A 19,257-nucleotide genomic window follows, 5' to 3' on the forward strand; every position below is an offset into this window, starting at 1 on the left:
ATATTATTGTACATTTGCACAGCCCCAGCCGTCGTAATCCCCTTCAAAAGGAGAGGCGAGTTCTAACAAATCCCATACGATATCATCGATATCCAAAGGACTGTCTTCACGAGTAGCTTCTACCATATAGGGATATTCTTTTCCTTCTGCTTTTCGATCTTCCACAAATTCATCATCGTTAAAACGCACTTTAAAACCTTTGGCTTCAGCTTCTTTGGCAAAAGCCTGTTGCTGAGCAGCTTCTTTGAAGTAGATAAAATGGTCGATTTCGCGAGGCACCTCCATTTTATCGCCATTCTTTTCGAGTTGCATTAGCACTTTGCGGTTTTGCATCGTTTGGTAAGAGAACTCATCGGGGTAGAGGAAATCGAAATAATCCTCCCACTCGGGGTCTTCGGCTATATTATACCCCGACTGATAGCCCTCAAAAGTTTGTAATGCATCTTCACAAGTTTTTGCCAATGCCTCTGCATTTTGGGTATAAAACCACAGTTCTAAAAACCCTTCCGATTTCACCACCCCTGCTAATATAGCCCCTATAGCTTCGGCTTTGTCGCCTAAGGCATCTTCTATATCACAGAGGATAGGATATTCTTCATTAGAAGAAAGTCCGTCGGGTCTGGGGTTTTGCATTTTGATACAGAACTGCAAGCGCTGAGAGAGTCCTTCGAGAGGAGCGACCTCAATCAAGGCTAAATTAGTGCGTATAGAGGCAGGAGCGCCTTCAATACGGCACATAAAGAAATCCCAATTTTGGGGGAGATTTTTATTGTTCATAATATTCGTATTTTATTGTTTCTATGTTATGTAAATCGCGACTGCCTGTTAAGGTTGTTTTCTTTATGGGGTTGTGGTGCTTATCGTATTCGTACTCGTAGATTTCTTCACTTTGTTGTTCCCCTTCTGAAAAATATTTATTTGAGATTTCATCCTTGTTTTCATTATAAGTAGAAAGAACTTTAACAAACTTTTTATAAATCTTATATTCCATTTCTATCAGATTATTTTGGTTGTCATATTTATATCTAAATACTTTAGCTGTGGACTTTCCTTTTGGATACGTAATTGTCGTTACAGTATCGTAATACTTGTCATTATAAGAATAAGTTGTTTGTGAGGTTAAAGAATCTTTTTCGCTAATAGGAATGGTGTTCTTTTTGGAGAATCTTCCTTTTTTATCATAAGAATAAAGATTTTTGAAAGCGTATTGGTCGTTTATATATTCATCACTTTGAATTACTTTACCTACTTGGTTATATTTATAATGAATAGTTTTTCTATCTAAAGGAGCGCCTTGATCAGAAAGAGTTACTACTGTTTCAGTAATGAGGTTATGCTGAGTGTCGTAAACATAATTTGCTGTTGTAACCTCCTTTTGAATATCATCATACGTTTTTATTTGCTGAACATACCCAGCTGTATTAAAGGAAATAGTTGAGGAGATAGTTCCAGAACCCTCATATCTGTGTGGTAGGTAATTAGGCATCATTTTCTTGACAGCTTCTAGCTTTTTAACTTTTCCGTGAAGGTTCAAACTTTCCCAGTTTTTTTTGGGTAGAGTAGTGAATCTTTCTTGTGCGTTGCAAGCCAATAGGCAAAGAGCAAAGGCTAATAATGTAGTAAGCGTTTTGTAATTCATATAAGTTTGATTTATTATTAATTACTACTAGAAATATGGTAAGTTTAGGTTTCCCAAAACAGTAAAAGAGCTTCTTCAATGGCGGTGGTATCGTCTGCAGTGGTATGACAATTGGGGTCGGTGCATATCCAGCGCAGGTATTGAGCGACTGCTTGTTTTTGCTGAGCGTTTAGCAATGAGAATTGTTGCTCTTTGTACCGGTCTAAATGGATGAATGTATAGACAAGGTCAAAACGGAACAGCCCTTGTAGGTCGGCAATAAGGAAAGCGGGCAGGTGAAATCGCATTCCTTTGGGGGCGAAATAGCAGAGGGCTACATAATATTGGTTGAGAAGCTCTACAGGTATCTTGTGCCAATGGGTTTGCTCATCTTGCTTGCGACAGCGGGTGCGTTCTTCGGCTGAGGCATAATCATCCATAGCATTGCCCTCGCTGAGCCCTATGCCGTTGCCTAAGGTAACGCCAGAAAAGGCTTGCTGTATGGTGTGAATGAGGTTTGTCATTTTGCTGATTTTCTCATTTGTTGATTACTACATACTTCTGAGTAGGAGCATTTTTACTCTCTACAGAAGTCATTTGTAGCACATCGCCTAACAAAGGATTTATATATTTTCTTTTCATCTTATAGCGGTCAGAGAAACCTAATTCTTGTGCTATTTCTTGCAAGGTGTGAGGTTCTTGACAAAAAGCTATAATACGCTCAATAATTTTTTCTTTTTTATTACTCCTTGCCTTTTCTACTCCTTGCCTTTTTACTCCTTGCCTTTTTACTCCTTGCCTTTTTACTCCTTGAGTTTTACTCCTTGAGTTTTCTACTCCTTGAGTATACTCTTTGTTAATAGCATAAGTAGTCCAACGCCCTTTGTTAGTGGATAATAGCATATCTTTTGCTACTAAGGCATAGAGTAGTTTTCCTGCTTCTAACGGATTTTTGTCAAGGAGTAATTGCACTGTATTATTAGCAATAATCCCCTCACTAAACGTTGTAGCCAAAATAAGTTGCTCTTCTTTTTCTATTTCTTTATAATCATCACCATAGATTTCCAAAAGCTGTGTTTCACATTCAGACGATATTAGTGAAATCATAGAAAGAGTAAGTTCTACCAAGTGCAAATCGGGACGTTCGCTTAATAGAGGTCTGCGCCAGTTTTCTTTTTTGCAAGCCTCTAAAATAGTAGGAAATCCAGAGCCTATATTCTCACCGAAACCAATCATTCTAAAAATAGCTTGTATATGAGGATTTCGCGCTTTGGAGTGCCCTCCTTCATAAATATCAACTACAGGTATTTTAAGTGAACCGGGATTAGAAAATACAAACCGATTGTCATACTTCTCTACTTTTAAAACTCCTGTTAGCATATAATCAGTATGAATAATTAGATTTGTAAGTGCCTCACGAATAGCTTTGTGTAGCAAACTATCATCTTCGCGTTCCATACCTTTGAGACTGAAAGGGCGCTTGATATCGCTAATAAGTTTGGATTGTACCCGCATAAAGAAGTTATAGAGGTTATTCTCCCAACGCCCATCGTAAGTTAAGCGATCGCTCCAACGGCTTTCCTCTTCTAAGTTAGTATAATCAAGATAATCCATACGGATATTATCAAAGCGTTCTCTTATAGAAAGTCCTTTGCCAAAGAGAAGCAAACCTGCCAATGTAAGCCCTTCTCTACCTGTATTTCTATCTTTGGTATAAGCCCCTATATTGAGTAAAAAATCCTTATCATCATAATCATTCCAGATATGGTCGGGGTTAGCAGTTCTAAATCTGTTGCGATAGGCACTAAGGGTAGCACTATCAATATCATCTGTATTATAATGTTCTATCAGTATTCCGTCATTCCCGCTATCATTGGCATCACGAATCATTGCTTTCACATCTTCTTCAGTGCAGTGATAATCCCCCTCATAATTTCGTTTAAAGGCACCATTCATCATATTGCCATTGATATAGATAGGGCGTTGCCTATAATCAGCTTGAGGAACAGTGATACACATTAAAGAAACACCTTCGTAATCTATAATTTCAACATCGCTATCAGTAAGGATATTACGATTTACTTTATTACTATTGAGTGTATCAAAAAACTCTTTTCTCAATTTCTGTGGATTCGTGATTCCTGTAATTTCAAAATGATTGGCTTCACCTGCAAACTTGATATTTTCAGTAATACCCAGAACAATAATACCTCCAATAGTGTTGGCAAAGGAAGAATAAGTTTCCCATACCGACTTTGGAATATTATTTTCGGCTTTCTTGCATTCAAAGGAGATGCGCTCTCCTACTTTTAGCAATACTTTTATATCTGTTGCATCCATAATTGATAATCAATTCTGTAATTCTTTTTAGATTGTTCTCCTCTCTACTTCACCCTACACCCCGTAGCTTCTGCTGCCTTGCACACGAAATCATAGAGTTGCTGACTCAGTTCAGCTTCTTCTAGATGTTTGAATGAAAAATTATTAGGATGTGCTACTTCGTAAGGGGTTGTAGTGTGCGGAGCGTAGAATAATTTTGCGTATTCTATCAATTTCTCTTTTAAAGGACTATCGCTGCTTTCAATAGCAGTGAGCAAATAGTTGTGAAATTCATCGGTTACTTTGAATACACAATTGTTTTTTGAGGGTTTCACTTTATCCAAATAACAAAATGACTGAAAGCTACACATTATGATATCCGCCTTAGAGAAATCTACGCCATCCATTCTGTTATCCACTTTTTCAGGCGGAATAATCTCACCCTTACGCAGGTCTCCTGTCTTTTCTGCTCCGTAAAACGAGCAGTCGTATAAGAGCCCTTCAAAGGTACAGTTTTTCAGATTGGAATACCAAAAAAGCGCCTTGTGGATTTCTCCGCTAAATAGGCAGTCCTCTAACAATTTACAACTATTGAACTTTAAGCGGACATTCTTTTTGATTTGGGTAAAGCGACAGTCTTTTAGTGTAGCTCCTATAAATTCTCCCCATTTGTATTTGCAACCAGCAAAACTGCACGATAAGAAGGTGGCTCCATTTCCACAAATAGCATAGGCACTCAATTGAAACATGCTTTCGTCGAAAATAACGTGATCAATCACAGGGGTAAAATCGTCTGTTTCTTCAATAGCAAAATACTGCCATACCGAGCCCGTAAAATCAGCATAAGATAGGGAGGTATGGAGGGGTTTGGATATGTTTTCCCACATATAGCCATTTCGCAAAGGAACTTGCGCTCTTTCGCCTATGAGCTTAATCCCGCGAAAGTCCTGCAAGCCCTCTTCGGTAAGTCCGAAAGGAGATACACTAAGGTTTTGAGTTGCTGTGAGCACTTCTTGCAAAGTAGGATAAACATCCCATCGCTTTTTGAGTTTTGTTGATATTGCCATAGGAGTTAGTTTGCTTGCTAATTATAGGGCAAAGTATAGTATATAATTCTCTTCCCTTACCAACATCTTGGTTCATGAAGAATCACATTGTTTTTATTTATTCGTTTTTCAAGTTCTAAAAAATGCTGGAGTGCCGTCTTGGATAGATTTTTGTTGGAGAGGACTGCATCAAATGAATATACAGGGAGTTCCCACTCCGCCCCAATGATTTCGAAGGTTTCTTGTAAAGGAATAAGGTAAGTCTCCACTGTTTTATGGGGTGGTGTATATCTTTCTTTTGAGCCACCTATAGTAATGGAAGCGATGACTACCTTGTCTTTGAATCTGCCCGAAAGATTATTACCTGGGAAATAGTCATATAACACATCGTCTATCCATTTTTTTAAAAGTGCTGGCGTGCTGTACCAATAGAAAGGAAACTGTAGGACGATAAAATCAGCATTCTTTATAGCTTCTTGTTCTGCTTTTATATTGATTTGATAATCAGGATAAAGCTTGTCCAATCTACGGATACTGATTTGCTCTCCGAAATGTTTTTCTAATTCTTTTAGAATAACTTTATTCACATTGGAATTCTCTAAATGAGGATGTCCTGAGATAACTAAAATTTTACTTGCTGGTGAAAAAACCTTATATGTTTTGGACTGTGAAAACAACATAAGAGGAAATCCTACAAGAAACAATAGAAAAGAAATGTTTTTTAATGATCTCATAGTGGAATAGTATTAAATAAGCCTGGTATTCTATCTATTTACATCTTTCATATACCCAACTGTGAGCATTCGCTGGCTTTACTAAAAATAAGCGTTGAACAGTTTCCTCCAAATCCGAACGAATTGGATAGTACATGCCTAATGGGTTTGCGCTTGAGTGTTGTCTGTGGACGAAGAGGCACCTCTGGCATAGGGCTTTGCCAGTTCAGGTTAGGCCATACCGCTCCTTCTTGGATCGCCAAAAGACTAAATATCGCCTCCACGGCAGAAGCTACCGCCAAGGTATGCCCTGTGAAAGGTTTTGTAGAACTAAAGTCAGGTACTTCTTCACCGAAGATACGCATGAGAGCACGGCTTTCTGAGAGGTCATTATTCACTGTGGCCGTACCATGCGCATTGATGTAGTCAATATCAGTAGGAGCAAGACCACTTAGATGGAGTGCTCTCTCCATAGCCAAAAAAGCCCCTTCCCCTTCTTCAGAGGAGGCCGTTTGATGGTAGGCATCATTGGCATTGCCCCAGCCCGAGAGTACTCCCCATATCTTTCGCCCCTTCTCAAGAGCTTCCTCTTGAGATTCTAAGACGAGAAAAGCAGCGGCTTCTCCTAAGTTCAAGCCCTTGCGATGTGCATCGAAGGGGGTACAATCCATATCAGAAAGAATCATTAGGGTATTAAAGCCGTTAATGGTAAATTTCGAAAGGGCATCAGCACCCCCTACCACAACTCTCTTGGCTCTTCGGGAGCGAATGAGCTGAGCTCCTGTGATAATAGCATTGGCAGAGGAGGAACAAGCAGTACTAAGACTTGTCACCATGCCTTTGATCCCGAAGTAATCAGCTATCTGGGCGGTTACCTCGCCTATATTGTGGGTGTGGATATAGCGACGCAGCTCAGGAGCAGTCGTATATTCATAAAAATAGCGCTCAGTAATATCCATTCCTGCGACAGAGGAAGCCATCACTAAGGGTATTTGCGTAATTTCATCCTTGCTCAGCCCAGCACTCTGCAAAGCCTCACCAAGAGCTTCAATACCTAAGAAAGAAGTACGTGAATAGGCATTGATAGGGGGAATCCCCAAGGAAGCAGCAAGCTCCTCATTGGAGCGCTTGATCTCCCCTACCTTGATATGTTCCCTATGGAGGGTCTCTATATAGTCTATCCGAGAAATCCCTGTGCTACCCAAGAGCAAGCGCTCTGTATGTATGGGTAGCCCCTGACCAAGAGAGGAGCTGATACCCACACCAGTGATGACAATTCTATCACCCATAGCTATTTGGTTCTATGCTTTTGTATATAGTCCGCCATAGTCTGAATAGAGTAGAATATATCTCTTCCCTGCTTAGGATCAGCCAAACGAATACCATATTCCTTATCCAAAAGGACAATAAGTTCCAGAGCGTCGATAGAATCCAAACCTAAACCTTCTGCTCCAAAAAGAGGAGTATCAGTCTTTATATCTTCTGGAGTCATTTCCTCCAAGTTAAGCACTTCTATTACTTTTTCTTTTAGTTCTTTAATAAGTGTATCCATTTATTTATGTTATTTATAATTTTTTGCAAAGATACAATTTTAATTACAAATGACAAATGACTAACAACAATTCTTTAGCGGTGAGCAGTGAACAGAGAACAGTGAGCAATAACAAATTGATCATTGATCATTAATCATTAACCATTGATCATTAATCTGACACCTAAATAAATCCTAATTTCTATTAAAAACTTTTTGCTTTGAAAAAAAAAACCGACCTTTGCTCTCCCAATTACGTATTGTCACATATGAAGAGACTTTTTCAAGGAAGCATACTACTGATAGGCCTTGCAGCCCTTATACCCTCTTGTAAGAGAGAACCCAAAACCGAACCACAATCTACTGTGGTTGAGACTCCTCCACCTCCTAAGCCTGTATACGAATATGGCTTTAACCTCTTAGAATACAATATTGTCAAGGATACCCTAAAGCAGGGGGATACCTTCGGTGCCCTACTGGGTGCTCAGCATATTTCTGCTCAGAAAGTTGCTGAAATCGCCGACCTCTCCAAGGAACTGATCCGTCCAAAGAATTTCCGTGCTGGACAACCCTATGCCTTAGTCTATGACAAAAAACAACCTGATTCCTTAGCTTACTTTGTGTACCAACCTGATTTGTTGCACTTTATAGAAATCAAGCTCCGAGATTCTTTGGCAATTCGCAGGATAGACCGCAAGGTGACCATCGTAGAGAGAGAAGGAGGAGGGTATATCAAAAACAACCTTATCGATGATGTAATGAAGTCTGGCATGTCCTTTGCAGCTGCCTATAAGCTCTCTCAGATCTTTGACTATACCATCGACTTTTTTCACCTTCAGGAAGATGATAAGTTCAAGATTATCTATGACGAGCGCTATGTGGACGACACTATCAATGCAGGCTTGGTAAGAGTGAAAGCAGCTTTCTTCGAACACAAAGGGAAACCTTACTATGCTTTTCATTTCCAGAGCGATACCACCAAAGCAGGTGGCTACTATGATGAGAATGGGAACATGATGAAGCGTATGTTCCTGAAGTCTCCTTTGGACATCTTCCGTATCACCTCCCACTATGGTATGCGCTACCATCCTATCCTCCATCGTATGAAAGGGCATTTTGGGACAGACTATGCTGCACCTACAGGAACCCCTATCCGTGCTACAGCCAGTGGAACAGTAACTCAGGCAGGTTATGGCTCAGGCAACGGAAACTATGTAAAAATACGCCATGACAAGACCTACGAGACTCAATACTTACACATGTCCAAAATCATTGCTCGCAAGGGACAACATGTATCCCAAGGGGATGTAATCGGGCTGGTGGGTAGTACAGGGCTCGCTACAGGACCTCACGTATGTTACCGCTTTTGGAAAAATGGGGTGCAGATAGACCCTCTGAAGGAGAAACTCCCTGAGGCGACTCCTATCGATGGAGCTCTCAAGCCTCGGTATATGGAGTTTGTCACTCCGCTGAAAAAGCAATTGGACGCCGTTCCTTATGCTAATATACAGACGACAGAGACCACTTCTGGCTCAGCCGACACCCCCGTGGATACCCTCCCTACCAAGTAACAAACCTTTAGACAACGATTAGACAATGAATATATTAAGATTTATCACTGCTGGCAGTGTAGATGATGGAAAAAGTACCCTTATCGGTCGCTTGTTATACGATAGTAAAAGTATCTTGGCCGATCAGCTCGAAGCCTTAGAACAGCAATCTAAAAATAAAAATGATGATGGAATAGACTTGGCCATTCTCACTGATGGCTTACGTGCTGAGCGAGAACAAGGTATCACTATCGATGTGGCTTACCGCTATTTCGCCACGGATAAGCGCAAGTTCATCATTGCCGATGCCCCTGGACATATACAGTACACCCGTAATATGATCACGGGTGCTTCCAACTCCGACCTTATCATTCTGCTTGTTGATGCTCGCAATGGGGTGACTGAACAGACTCGTAGACACTCTATCATTGCCTCCCTGCTTCACATCCCTGAGGTAGTGGTAGCCGTGAACAAAATGGACTTGGTGGGCTATGATCAAAAGGTATTTGACAATATCAAGAAAGAATACGAAGGTATAGCTAAACAACTAAACCTCAAGCAAGTACACTACTTCCCTATCTCCGCTTTTGTAGGAGATAATATAGTGAATACCACCAGCGCCATGCCTTGGTATCAGGGAGATTCCTTGCTTCATTTCTTAGAGAGAGTACAGATCAACAGCCATCCTTATGACAAGCCACGCTTCCAAGTACAGTACGTGATCCGCCCTCAGACAGAGGAGCTCCACGACTATCGAGGTTATGCAGGGCAAGTCCTCTCAGGCACCTATACCAAGGGAGATACCCTCACTATCCTTCCCCAAGGGGTTACCACTTCCCTAAGCCGTATAGAAGTTGATGGGAAAGAAGTAGAAGAAGTACAAGCGGGTACCCCTGCGGTATTGCATATCAGCGATGATATAGACATCTCACGAGGGGATTATCTGGTCAAGGCAGATAGTGAGCCACATATAGAACAAACCTTAGAAGCTACCCTCTGCTGGATGGATCGGCGAGAGCTGCAAGAAGGTAGCCGATACCTACTCCAACAGCGCGCCCGCCTTACCAAGGTGATTGTCAAAGAAATTATCTATAAAATAGATGTCAATACTCTTGCCCAAGATACTGAAAGCAAGAGTGTAAAGCTGAACGAGATAGCTAAGGTTCAACTCAAAGCCGCCTCGCCCCTTGTGTATGACCCTTTCGAAGAGAATCCTCCTATGGGCAGCGCTATTCTGATTGATGAAACCAGCAATGCTACTGTAGCAGGCGTTCTTATCAATGAGTTTTGAGTTTTGAGTTTTAAATTTTGAGTTACCAACAACTAACACCTAAGAACTAACAACTGTTTTTATGGACACTACAACTACTACTTCTGTAGAGAAAACTGCTAAGCCACAGTGGCTTAGGGTGAAGCTCCCTACAGGAAAGAAATATACCGAGCTTCGTAGCTTGGTGGACAAATATCAGCTCAATACCATTTGTACCTCTGGGAGTTGCCCCAATATGGGCGAATGCTGGGGACATGGTACCGCTACTTTTATGATTTTGGGAAATATCTGTACGCGCTCCTGCGGCTTCTGTGGGGTAAAAACAGGGCGTCCTGATACGATAGACTGGGAAGAGCCCGAAAAGGTAGCCCGCTCTATCAAGCTGATGAATATCACCCATGCGGTGATTACCTCTGTAGACCGCGACGACCTCAAGGATATGGGAAGTATCATCTGGGCAGAGACTGTCAAGGCCATTCGCCGTATGAACCCCAAGACAACCCTCGAGACCCTTATCCCGGACTTCCAAGGAGTAGAGCGCAATCTCAACCGTATTCTGGCTGTAGCACCAGAGGTGATTTCCCACAATATGGAGACCGTACGCCGCCTTACCCGCGAGGTGCGTATCCAAGCCCAATACGACCGAAGCTTGGGTGTATTACGTTATCTAAAAGAAAATGGAGCTCGTCGTACCAAATCGGGTATTATGCTTGGCTTGGGAGAGACCGAAGAAGAGGTCATACAAACCCTCTACGATCTGAAAGAGGCTAAGGTGGATATAGTCACCATAGGACAATACCTACAGCCCTCCAAGAAGCATCTGCCTGTAAAACAATACATCACTCCCGATCAGTTCCAAAAATACAAAGAAATAGGCGATTCTTTAGGCTTCCGCCATTTCGAAAGTAGTGCCTTGGTACGTTCTTCTTACAAGGCCTATAAGCATGTAGAATAACCTAAGCCTATTTACAACTTTCTATATAAAAAGAAGGCTGTCCTTTCGGACAGCCTTTCTCTTTTAAAAATCACTTATATTATAGATTATTCTACGATAGTAGAGATACTTACGCGGTTCCAATCTGGTTCGCTGAACATATCTCCGATACCATTTCCTTCTGCTTGGATACGATCAGAAGAAATTTTGTAACGAGTAACCAAGATTTTCTTTACAGATTCTGCACGATCAGCAGCCAATTTTTGGTTTTTCTCTAAGTTTCCTTCTGGAGAAGCATATCCTTTGATCACTACCTTGCTGTTAGGATATTTCTTAAGGTAAGTAGCGATACGCTCTACGTTAGGCAACTGAGAAGACTCGATATTAGTTCTACCTACACGGTAAGTAACCACTGATTCCAAAGTCTTTTTGCTCTTAGTAATAGTTCTTTCGATTACTTCAGGTTTTTTGTTGCGAGCTTCTTGCAATTCTTTTTCTAGCTGAGCAATACGCTTTTGGCTATCAGAAAGCTGTCCGTCTTTTCCTCTTAGATCTTCACGAAGACCTGCCAATTGTTTGTTAAGCGCTTCCAATTCTTCTCTGTTAGAAGGTCTGGTGAAGTGGTGAGCTCCATTGCTTCCTTTAAAGCGGTATACTACACCACCGGTAAGCTGAGTGAAAGAGGTTAAACTGTTCAAGCTGTTAGCAGAGTTTTTAGCTGGAGTATCCACAACATAGATAATAGCAGGACTAAGTTTTACACCCCATGCTTTGCTTTGTCCAAGGTTGAACAACAAGTTAGAACCGAACTGAGCTGTCATATGATTAGTATCAGCATTTTCACGTTTATTTACCCCTGGTACAATGTTTTGGATATAATCATGTGCCCATCCCAAACCAGCAAAACCTTCTACTTCAAAAGTACGAGGCGCCTCTTTGTAACCACCAAATAGGTTGCTAAGGTTTACAGTACCTACCAAGCTTACATTAGTTCCATCGATAAAGTTTCCATATTCCGGATTATTGTCAAGATCTATAGGACGAACATAAGCCATTCCTTCTACTCCTAAGCGGAAAGCAGGAGAGATTTGTTTGCCTATTTCAGCTCCAAAAGTAGCACGAGTACTTTTGATAAAAGCTTCGTGGTGTGTAGGAGAATAACCACCTGCTTTAACACCTACTTGCCAGTTGTCAAAAAATTTGCTACCGCTTAGCGTTTCTTGTGCGTTAGCACTTACTGCAGCTGTTAGGATAGCTGCGAGAGTTAAAATATTCTTTTTCATAAAAAATCTTTTTTGTAAGTTCTTTTTATCATTTTAAAATTCGGCGCAAATGTATAACTTTTTTTCTACCTACCACAAATTTTATTTCCAAAACTTCGTTTTTTAGCAGTTTTTTAGGTTTTTTAGCAGTTTTATACCATTTTGTTTGTTAAAGTTTTAATGAAAAAAGGAAGAGAATAGATAGCTCATCACAAGCAATTGGGGGATAGGAAACAATCGTTAAGTAGGGAATAGAATTAATCATTAAATCATTGGAAATTAATTATTTTTTTGTATCTTTGCTGCTGTATAAAAGGGAGAAACGAGCGATTCTTTAGAGTTGGGTATGTAGTGAAGAGCTACAATATATCTTTGAAAACTAAAAACTAACAACTGGTTATGAATAGAATTACATTTTTTAGTATGGCCATGGCCTTAGTTCCATTAGCAGGTATGGCACAGGAGCAAGGAGATGCCCCTGTGGTAGAGGAAAAGGAACACTTCTTTACTCTATCAGGACAGCTTCGTCCACGTTTTGAATACCGTAATGGTGCGTATCAAGCCCTACAAGAAGGGGAAGAACCTGCTATTTTGGTCAATAACCGTCTACGATTGAATATGGATTATCGTTTTCGCCAAGACCTACAGCTGTATGTGTCCTTGCAACAGGTGAATATCTGGGGACAAGCACCACAGGTACAAGTGATTGATCGTACAGGAGGGCTCTCGGTATTCGAGGCCTATGCAGCGCTACCTCTGGGAGGAGGATTTGACCTTAAGCTCGGTCGCCAACAGATTGTCTTGGACGAAGATCGTATCTTCGGCTCTCTTGACTGGCATCCTGCAGGACGGGCTCATGACGCGGTGAATATCAACTGGAGACCTGTAGAGAACCTCTACCTACGCTCTTTCTTCGCTTTCAATCAAAACTACTTAGATGGCAAGGCTGCCACTGACAAAATCAATGGCAATGTAAACAACCCTAAGGGACAATACTTCACTCCTGGACAGCCTTATCAGCATATGGAAGCCCTACATGCTCACTATGCTTTCACCCCAGAGCAGCAACTTTCCTTCCTTTTTGCCAACTTAGGACTACGCAACGATGACAAAGCGGATTACAACATGCAAACCTTTGGCGTACACTACCGCGGACGTTCCGAAAGCCTATCCTATGGAGCAGAAGCCTATCTACAAACAGGAAAAAACAATACAGGAGCTACCAAGGAAGCCTATCTCTTGGCTGCCATGGTAGGATACAAATTCCTCCCTTCACTATCGGCGACCATGGGTATAGATTACCTCAGTGGTAACAATACTACAGATAGCTCTGACAAGGATAAGGTATTCACCCCTTTCAGTGGCACCAACCATAAGTTCTATGGCTTTATGGACTACTATTATGTAAGCTATACCCCCAAGGTAGGACTTCTCAACCCTTATATCAGTGCCACTGTAAAGACAAGTGAGAAAGGAAACCTTTCTGCTACAGGACACTACTTCCGTTCTGCAGGCAAGATAGACGGAAAAACACATCACTTAGGTGTGGAAGCTGACTTAGTATATACCCATAAGCTACAACCTTTTGCCTCTCTGCAAGTAGGCTATTCCGTACATAAAGTATCAGGTAGCTACAATACCTTACGCGGTTTTTCAGCCACTCGCCCTTGGCAAGATTGGTTCTGGTGTAGTATCAATATCAACCCTACGATGCTTAAGCTCTAAGAGAACTCAAGAAATGGCTGCCTTGTCATAGGAAAAAATTTTCCTATTCTGATTATTTTTCGTACCTTTGTGGCGCAGCCTTTATTTTAAGACTCTTGGGCTGAATAGTAATATACATGTAATGAAACGATATACCGTCTTAGGAGGAGGCTCTTGGGCTACGGCCATAGTAAAGATCCTTACCGAGAACCTTCCTCAGATCACTTGGTACATGCGCAATGAGCATGCTATAGAGCATATCCGACAGTACCGCCACAACCCCAACTATCTCTCCTCAGTGGAGCTCCATACCGAGAAGCTTCACCTGACAAGCAACATCAATGAGGCTATAGAAGAAGCTGATTATATAATCTTTGTCATTCCTTCAGCCTTCTTGGTACAAGAACTCTCCAAGCTCACCCTTTCACTCAAGGAAAAGGTAGTATTCTCAGCTATCAAGGGGATTGTTCCTGAATCGGGCTTGGTAGTAGGGGAACATCTTATACAAGCCTATGGGATCAACCCGCTAAATGTAGGGGTGATCACAGGTCCCTGCCACGCAGAAGAGGTCGCACTGGAGCGACTCTCCTACCTAACTATCGCTTGTGAAGACCTTCTCAAGGCCGAGGAAATGGCCTCTGCCCTACGCTGTACCTTTATCCGCACCAAGATCAGTGAGGATATCATAGGAGTAGAGTATGGAGCCATGCTCAAGAATATCTATGCCATCGCGGCGGGAATCGCCCATGGCTTGGGCTATGGGGATAACTTTCAGAGTGTGCTAATGAGCAATGCCATACGCGAGATGGAGCGCTATGTGGATACCATTCACCCTATAGCACGCAACATCAACCAGTCGGCCTACTTGGGAGACCTCTTGGTTACAGGCTACTCCGCTTTTAGTCGTAACCGCCTCTTTGGTAGTATGATAGGTAAAGGGTACTCGGTGCGCAGTGCCTTTATGGAAATGAATATGGTCGCTGAAGGATACTATGCAGTCGAGAATGCCTACAAGATCAACCAGCGACAGGCATTACCTGCTTACACGCCTATTCTCAACGCTGTATACAAAGTACTCTACCTACACCACTCTGCACGTGAAACCTTCCAAAAACTCACCGAAGAAATGGACTAATAGAGTGAAGAATCTTGGAGATACAAGTTATCTAAATAAAATAGGAAGTGAACTTCAGTTCACTTCCTATTTTTGTCTACTTCTGTAGTGTATTCGCCTGTGCGGCTCTCACTTCATTTTTCACTTATTAATAGTTGTCTGTCGGTGCGACAAAGACTTCTTCTTTGTGTTTTACCCCACTGATACGCTCTTGTAGGTGTTGGAATATTACGAAGAGTACCGGAATGACGATCAACCCAAAGAAAGTACCGATTAGCTGACCTATAGCGGCACCTGTCGCTACCGAGCGGTTACCTGCGGCTCCTACCCCTGAAGCAAATACCAAAGGTAATAGCCCCACAATAAAGGCAAAAGAGGTCATCAAGATCGGACGCAAACGAGCCATCGCTGCATTGATCGCTGCCTTGGAAAGACTCTCACCATGTCGGCGCCTTTGTACGGCAAACTCGACAATCAAGATGGCGTTCTTAGCCAAAAGCCCCATGAGCATAATCAGTGAAATCTGGAAATAAATATTATTCTCCAAGCCAAAGAGCCATTGCCCCAGATATGCCCCAAAGATACCAAAAGGCAAGGACATAAGTACTGAAAGCGGCAAGATATAGCTCTCATACTGAGCCGAAAGGATAAAGTAAGTAAATATCAAGCTCAAGAGGAAAATGACAATCGTCTGTGAACCTGCGTTTTGCTCCTCGCGGGTAAGACCGGTATAGTCAATTCCATAATTACTATTGAGCTTCTGAGCAGCTACTTCTTCTATTGCTTTTACCACATCCCCTGTACTATAGCCTTCGTTGGTAGCCGCGGATATATCCACTGAAGTATAGAGGTTATAACGACTAATTGCCTGAGGCCCAAATACACGATTTAGGGTTACATACTCTGATATAGGCGCCATCTCTCCTGTACCTGTCTTCACAAAGAGATTGTTGAGACTATTGACATCCTTACGATCTTCGGGTAAGGCTTGTACCATCACACGGAATTGTTTTCCGTATAGCGTAAAGTCAGTAGCATAATACCCTCCTATATAGTTCTGTAAAGTAGAAAGAATGGTACTTACCGCTATTCCTGACTGCATGGCGCGTTCTACATTGATATCCATCTGATACTGAGGGAAATCGGTATTGAAAGAGGTTTGAGCATACTGCACTTCAGGACGTGCATTAAGGGCTGCCATAAACTCTTGAGTGGTCTTATTGATTTCGGTAACATCGGCACCCGACTTGTTCAGCAAGGCAAAAGACACCCCTGCCCCCATACCAAATCCCGATACAGCAGGCGGCTGGAAGAAGAGAATACGTGCATCCTTAATCTTAGATGCCGCAGCAAAAGCTTTGCCTATGATAGCATCTATACTTTGGTCAGGGTGCTTAGCACGTTCCTCAAAAGGCTTGAGGGTAAAAAAGCCCATACCATTGTTGCTACCTGCCCCAGAGAGCATCCCATTCCCTGTTACAAAGGTAAAGTTTTCCACTCCAGGAATCTCATTGAGGTCTTTGCTTACCTCGCGTAACTGATTGGCTACACGCTCCATAGAAGCTCCAGGAATCATAGAGGCATCCATCAGTACGAAGCCTTGGTCTTCGTTAGGCACAAATCCCTTTTGTAAGTTATTATTTGCAAAGTAAATTCCTGCCCCTGCTACAGCAAAGAGCACTAAGGTCACCCATTTGTGACGGAGGAAGAACGTAAAGGTCTGTCCGTACTTAAGCGTAGCGGCATCAAAAGCTATATTGAACTTATGGAAGAACTTACCCATCCATGATTTATTCTGATATTCTTTGTCTCCGTGGGGTTTGAGGAAGAGTGAACAGAGTACCGGACTGAGAGTAAGTGCATTGACAGCCGAAATAAAGATCGCAACAATCAAAGTAACCCCGAATTGCTTATAGAATACCCCTGTTGTCCCCTCAATAAAGGTAACAGGTACAAATACTGCTGCCATGACCAAGGTAATAGAGATAATGGCTCCTGTAATCTCGTTCATAGCCGAGATCGTTGCAGGTTTGGCTTTTTCTCCCGTATGTTCCATCTTGGAATGGACGGCCTCGACGACGACAATCGCGTCGTCCACCACAATACCAATAGCCAATACCAAAGCAAACAAAGTAAGCATATTGATAGAATACCCAAAGATATTGAGGAAGAAGAACGTACCTACAATGGATACTGGTACCGCAATAGCTGGAATCAATGTAGAACGGAAATCTTGTAGGAAAAGATATACCACCAAGAACACCAAAAGGAAGGCTTCCAAGAGGGTAGAAACCACCTTAGAAATAGCAGCATTGAGGAAGGTATTCACATTGAAGTTAATCGAATAAGTCACCCCTTCAGGGAGTGTTTTCTCGATAGACTTGAGGTATGTTTCTATGTTCTGTACCACTGCATGTGCATTAGCCCCTGGTGTCTGAGAAATTCCCATGGCAATAGCTGGGCGCCCCTTACTCTCGGAGAAGCTTGTATAGCCCATGGCATCAAGCTCCACCTTAGCTACATCTTTCAGGCGAAGGATACGCCCTCCTTCCATAGCTTTAAGTACAATGTTTTCATACTCGGAAACTTTATTATATTTTCCCTTGTACTTAATAGTATATTCGTAAGAACTCCCACTATTCTGTCCCAAGGTACCGGCAGCCGCTTCCAAGCTCTGAGAAGAAATAGCTGCAGTAACCTCTGTTGGGTTCAGCTTATATGCCTGAAGCTTCTGTGGGTCCAGCCATATACGCATAGAGTAGTTTTTCCCACCGAACTCCTCGGCATCACCTACTCCAGTGATACGCTTGAGTCCTGGAATCACATTGATCGCCAAGTAATTCTCCAAGAATACCTCATCTATTTCAGGGTTATCCGAGAAGAAAGTAAGGAACATCAGGTTACCTGCCTCACGCTTCTCTACGGTTACCCCTGCTTGTTTTACCTCAGCAGGGAGAATCGCATTGGCATATGATACACGGTTCTGTACCAACACCGCAGCATTGTCTGGATCCATTCCATTTTTGAAATATACCGTGATATTCGCTGAACCACTATTGGAAGCAGAGGAGACAATATAGTCCATATTCTCCACCCCATTGATTTGTTCTTCGAGTGGAATTACTACCGCCTTGAGTACTGTCTCCGCATTGGCACCTCCATAGCTTGCCCTTACCGATACGGTTACAGGAGCAATATCAGGGTATTGTGATACAGGAAGTGAAAGGATTCCCAATACCCCCAAGATCACTATCAAGATAGAAATTACCGTTGATAGCACTGGTCTGTTAATAAAACTTTTTATCATAAAACACTAATTATTCTTTGTTCGTTTTTTTAATTATTTGAAAGGGCGAATTGTACTCTTTGAAGGGCGAATTGTACTCTTTGAAGGACGAATTGTCCTCATCGAAGGGCGAATTGCAATTCGCCCCTACAGCCCTACTAAAATTCTTGGCGGGTAGGACGTAGCGTAATTTCGTTAATCGCTACCTCTTCTGGTTCATTAATGGCATAAGCTATCGCTCTGGCCACAGAGGAGGCAGGAATCTCATACGCCTTATAGAAAGCTTGTATATTCTCGCTGGCTTCAGGGTCGGAACTGCCATACTTGAGTTCGCTCTCCACTGCCCCAGGGTAAAGAGTGGTTACACGGATATTATCCTTAGCCACTTCCACACGTAAGCCCTCGCTAATGGCTTTGACGGCAAACTTGGTACCGCTATACACCGTACCACGACCTGCTGCCACTCGCAAGCCTGCCACCGACGATAGGTTGATGATGTGTCCGCTGTGCTGCTGTTGCATCGTAGGCAATACCGCCGCGATGCCATAGAGCACCCCTTTTACATTCACGTCAATCATCTTATCCCATTCTTCCACTTTGAGCTTGTCCAAAGTGGCTTGTGGCATAATCCCTGCATTGTTAATCAGTACATCGATACGACCATACCTCTTGAGTGTCTCTTGGGCGATACGCTCCACATCGCTTTGTATGGCTACATCGGCGACTACCACAAGGGCTTCGCCTCCTTGTGAGGTGATTTGAGAAGCTACTTTTTCCAGACGCTCCTTACGCCGAGCGGCTAAAACTACCTTAGCTCCATAGGTAGCCAAGAGCAAGGCAGTAGCTTCTCCCAGGCCACTGCTGGCACCGGTAATAATCACTACTTTATTTTTGATATTTTCGGTCATAA

Annotated in this window: 16 protein-coding genes; 5 read left to right on the forward strand and 11 right to left on the reverse strand. The window is 42.3% G+C overall.

Annotation, left to right across the window (positions count from 1 at the left end; genetic code table 11):
* Positions 1-3: 3 nt before the first annotated feature.
* From CAPGI0001_RS00810 to CAPGI0001_RS00845, 8 genes are read right to left on the reverse strand one after another with little or no spacing between them, the layout of a single operon-like run.
* A complete protein-coding gene (locus CAPGI0001_RS00810; protein ID WP_002665913.1) occupies positions 4-777 on the reverse strand; it encodes a DUF695 domain-containing protein in 774 nt (257 codons plus the stop codon).
* The gene (locus CAPGI0001_RS00815) at positions 767-1,639 is read right to left on the reverse strand and encodes a hypothetical protein (RefSeq protein ID WP_002665786.1); all 873 of its coding nucleotides are present in this window, start codon (positions 1,637-1,639) and stop codon (positions 767-769) included. The genes CAPGI0001_RS00810 and CAPGI0001_RS00815 overlap by 11 nt, the downstream gene beginning before the upstream one ends.
* A gap of 44 nt (positions 1,640-1,683) precedes the next feature.
* Positions 1,684-2,142, reverse strand: a complete 459-nt coding sequence (locus CAPGI0001_RS00820) for a DUF6714 family protein (protein ID WP_002665910.1) — start codon at positions 2,140-2,142, stop codon at positions 1,684-1,686.
* Positions 2,143-2,155: 13 nt separating this feature from the next.
* Complete coding sequence (locus CAPGI0001_RS00825) at positions 2,156-3,958, reverse strand: ATP-binding protein (RefSeq protein WP_002665745.1); 1,803 nt, start codon at positions 3,956-3,958, stop codon at positions 2,156-2,158.
* Positions 3,959-4,002: 44 nt separating this feature from the next.
* Complete coding sequence (locus CAPGI0001_RS00830; RefSeq protein ID WP_002665685.1) at positions 4,003-5,004, reverse strand: pentapeptide repeat-containing protein; 1,002 nt, start codon at positions 5,002-5,004, stop codon at positions 4,003-4,005.
* Between the two features lie 56 nt (positions 5,005-5,060).
* Positions 5,061-5,717, reverse strand: coding sequence for an NAD(P)H-dependent oxidoreductase (locus CAPGI0001_RS00835; RefSeq protein ID WP_002665855.1), 657 nt, complete (start codon positions 5,715-5,717; stop codon positions 5,061-5,063).
* A gap of 47 nt (positions 5,718-5,764) precedes the next feature.
* Positions 5,765-6,985 (reverse strand): beta-ketoacyl-[acyl-carrier-protein] synthase family protein, encoded by a 1,221-nt coding sequence (locus CAPGI0001_RS00840; RefSeq protein WP_002665804.1) that lies wholly within the window; start codon positions 6,983-6,985, stop codon positions 5,765-5,767.
* Between the two features lie 2 nt (positions 6,986-6,987).
* On the reverse strand, positions 6,988-7,248 hold the full coding sequence (locus CAPGI0001_RS00845) for a phosphopantetheine-binding protein (RefSeq protein ID WP_002665713.1): 261 nt from the start codon (positions 7,246-7,248) through the stop codon (positions 6,988-6,990).
* Positions 7,249-7,496: 248 nt separating this feature from the next.
* Here CAPGI0001_RS00845 and CAPGI0001_RS00850 point away from each other — a divergent pair, with 248 nt between their 5' ends.
* The 3 genes from CAPGI0001_RS00850 (at position 7,497) to lipA (ending at position 11,002) form a co-directional block, all read left to right on the forward strand.
* A complete protein-coding gene (locus CAPGI0001_RS00850) occupies positions 7,497-8,798 on the forward strand; it encodes a M23 family metallopeptidase (RefSeq protein WP_002665863.1) in 1,302 nt (433 codons plus the stop codon).
* 25 nt (positions 8,799-8,823) lie between these two features.
* Positions 8,824-10,068 (forward strand): sulfate adenylyltransferase subunit 1, encoded by a 1,245-nt coding sequence (locus CAPGI0001_RS00855; protein ID WP_002665696.1) that lies wholly within the window; start codon positions 8,824-8,826, stop codon positions 10,066-10,068.
* 61 nt (positions 10,069-10,129) lie between these two features.
* Complete coding sequence (gene lipA / locus CAPGI0001_RS00860) at positions 10,130-11,002, forward strand: lipoyl synthase (protein ID WP_002665751.1); 873 nt, start codon at positions 10,130-10,132, stop codon at positions 11,000-11,002.
* Between the two features lie 86 nt (positions 11,003-11,088).
* On the opposite strand, the gene CAPGI0001_RS00865 is transcribed toward lipA, so the two are convergent.
* On the reverse strand, positions 11,089-12,264 hold the full coding sequence (locus CAPGI0001_RS00865; protein ID WP_002665800.1) for an OmpA family protein: 1,176 nt from the start codon (positions 12,262-12,264) through the stop codon (positions 11,089-11,091).
* Between the two features lie 378 nt (positions 12,265-12,642).
* On the opposite strand from CAPGI0001_RS00865, the gene CAPGI0001_RS00870 reads away from it, so the two are divergent.
* Together CAPGI0001_RS00870 and CAPGI0001_RS00875 are read left to right on the forward strand one after the other, a co-directional pair.
* Positions 12,643-13,968, forward strand: a complete 1,326-nt coding sequence (locus CAPGI0001_RS00870; RefSeq protein WP_002665619.1) for an alginate export family protein — start codon at positions 12,643-12,645, stop codon at positions 13,966-13,968.
* Between the two features lie 121 nt (positions 13,969-14,089).
* Positions 14,090-15,082 carry an NAD(P)H-dependent glycerol-3-phosphate dehydrogenase gene (locus CAPGI0001_RS00875; protein ID WP_002665787.1) on the forward strand — a complete coding sequence of 331 codons (993 nt, stop codon included), beginning with the start codon at positions 14,090-14,092 and terminating at the stop codon, positions 15,080-15,082.
* A 127-nt stretch (positions 15,083-15,209) separates the two neighbouring features.
* Here CAPGI0001_RS00875 and CAPGI0001_RS00880 read toward each other — a convergent pair whose 3' ends face one another.
* Both CAPGI0001_RS00880 and CAPGI0001_RS00885 read right to left on the reverse strand, forming a co-directional pair.
* Complete coding sequence (locus CAPGI0001_RS00880) at positions 15,210-18,368, reverse strand: efflux RND transporter permease subunit (RefSeq protein WP_002665636.1); 3,159 nt, start codon at positions 18,366-18,368, stop codon at positions 15,210-15,212.
* Positions 18,369-18,505: 137 nt separating this feature from the next.
* A complete protein-coding gene (locus CAPGI0001_RS00885; protein WP_002665688.1) occupies positions 18,506-19,255 on the reverse strand; it encodes an SDR family oxidoreductase in 750 nt (249 codons plus the stop codon).
* Positions 19,256-19,257 lie beyond the last annotated feature (2 nt).

This window comes from Capnocytophaga gingivalis ATCC 33624, assembly GCF_000174755.1.
GTDB lineage: Bacteria > Bacteroidota > Bacteroidia > Flavobacteriales > Flavobacteriaceae > Capnocytophaga > Capnocytophaga gingivalis.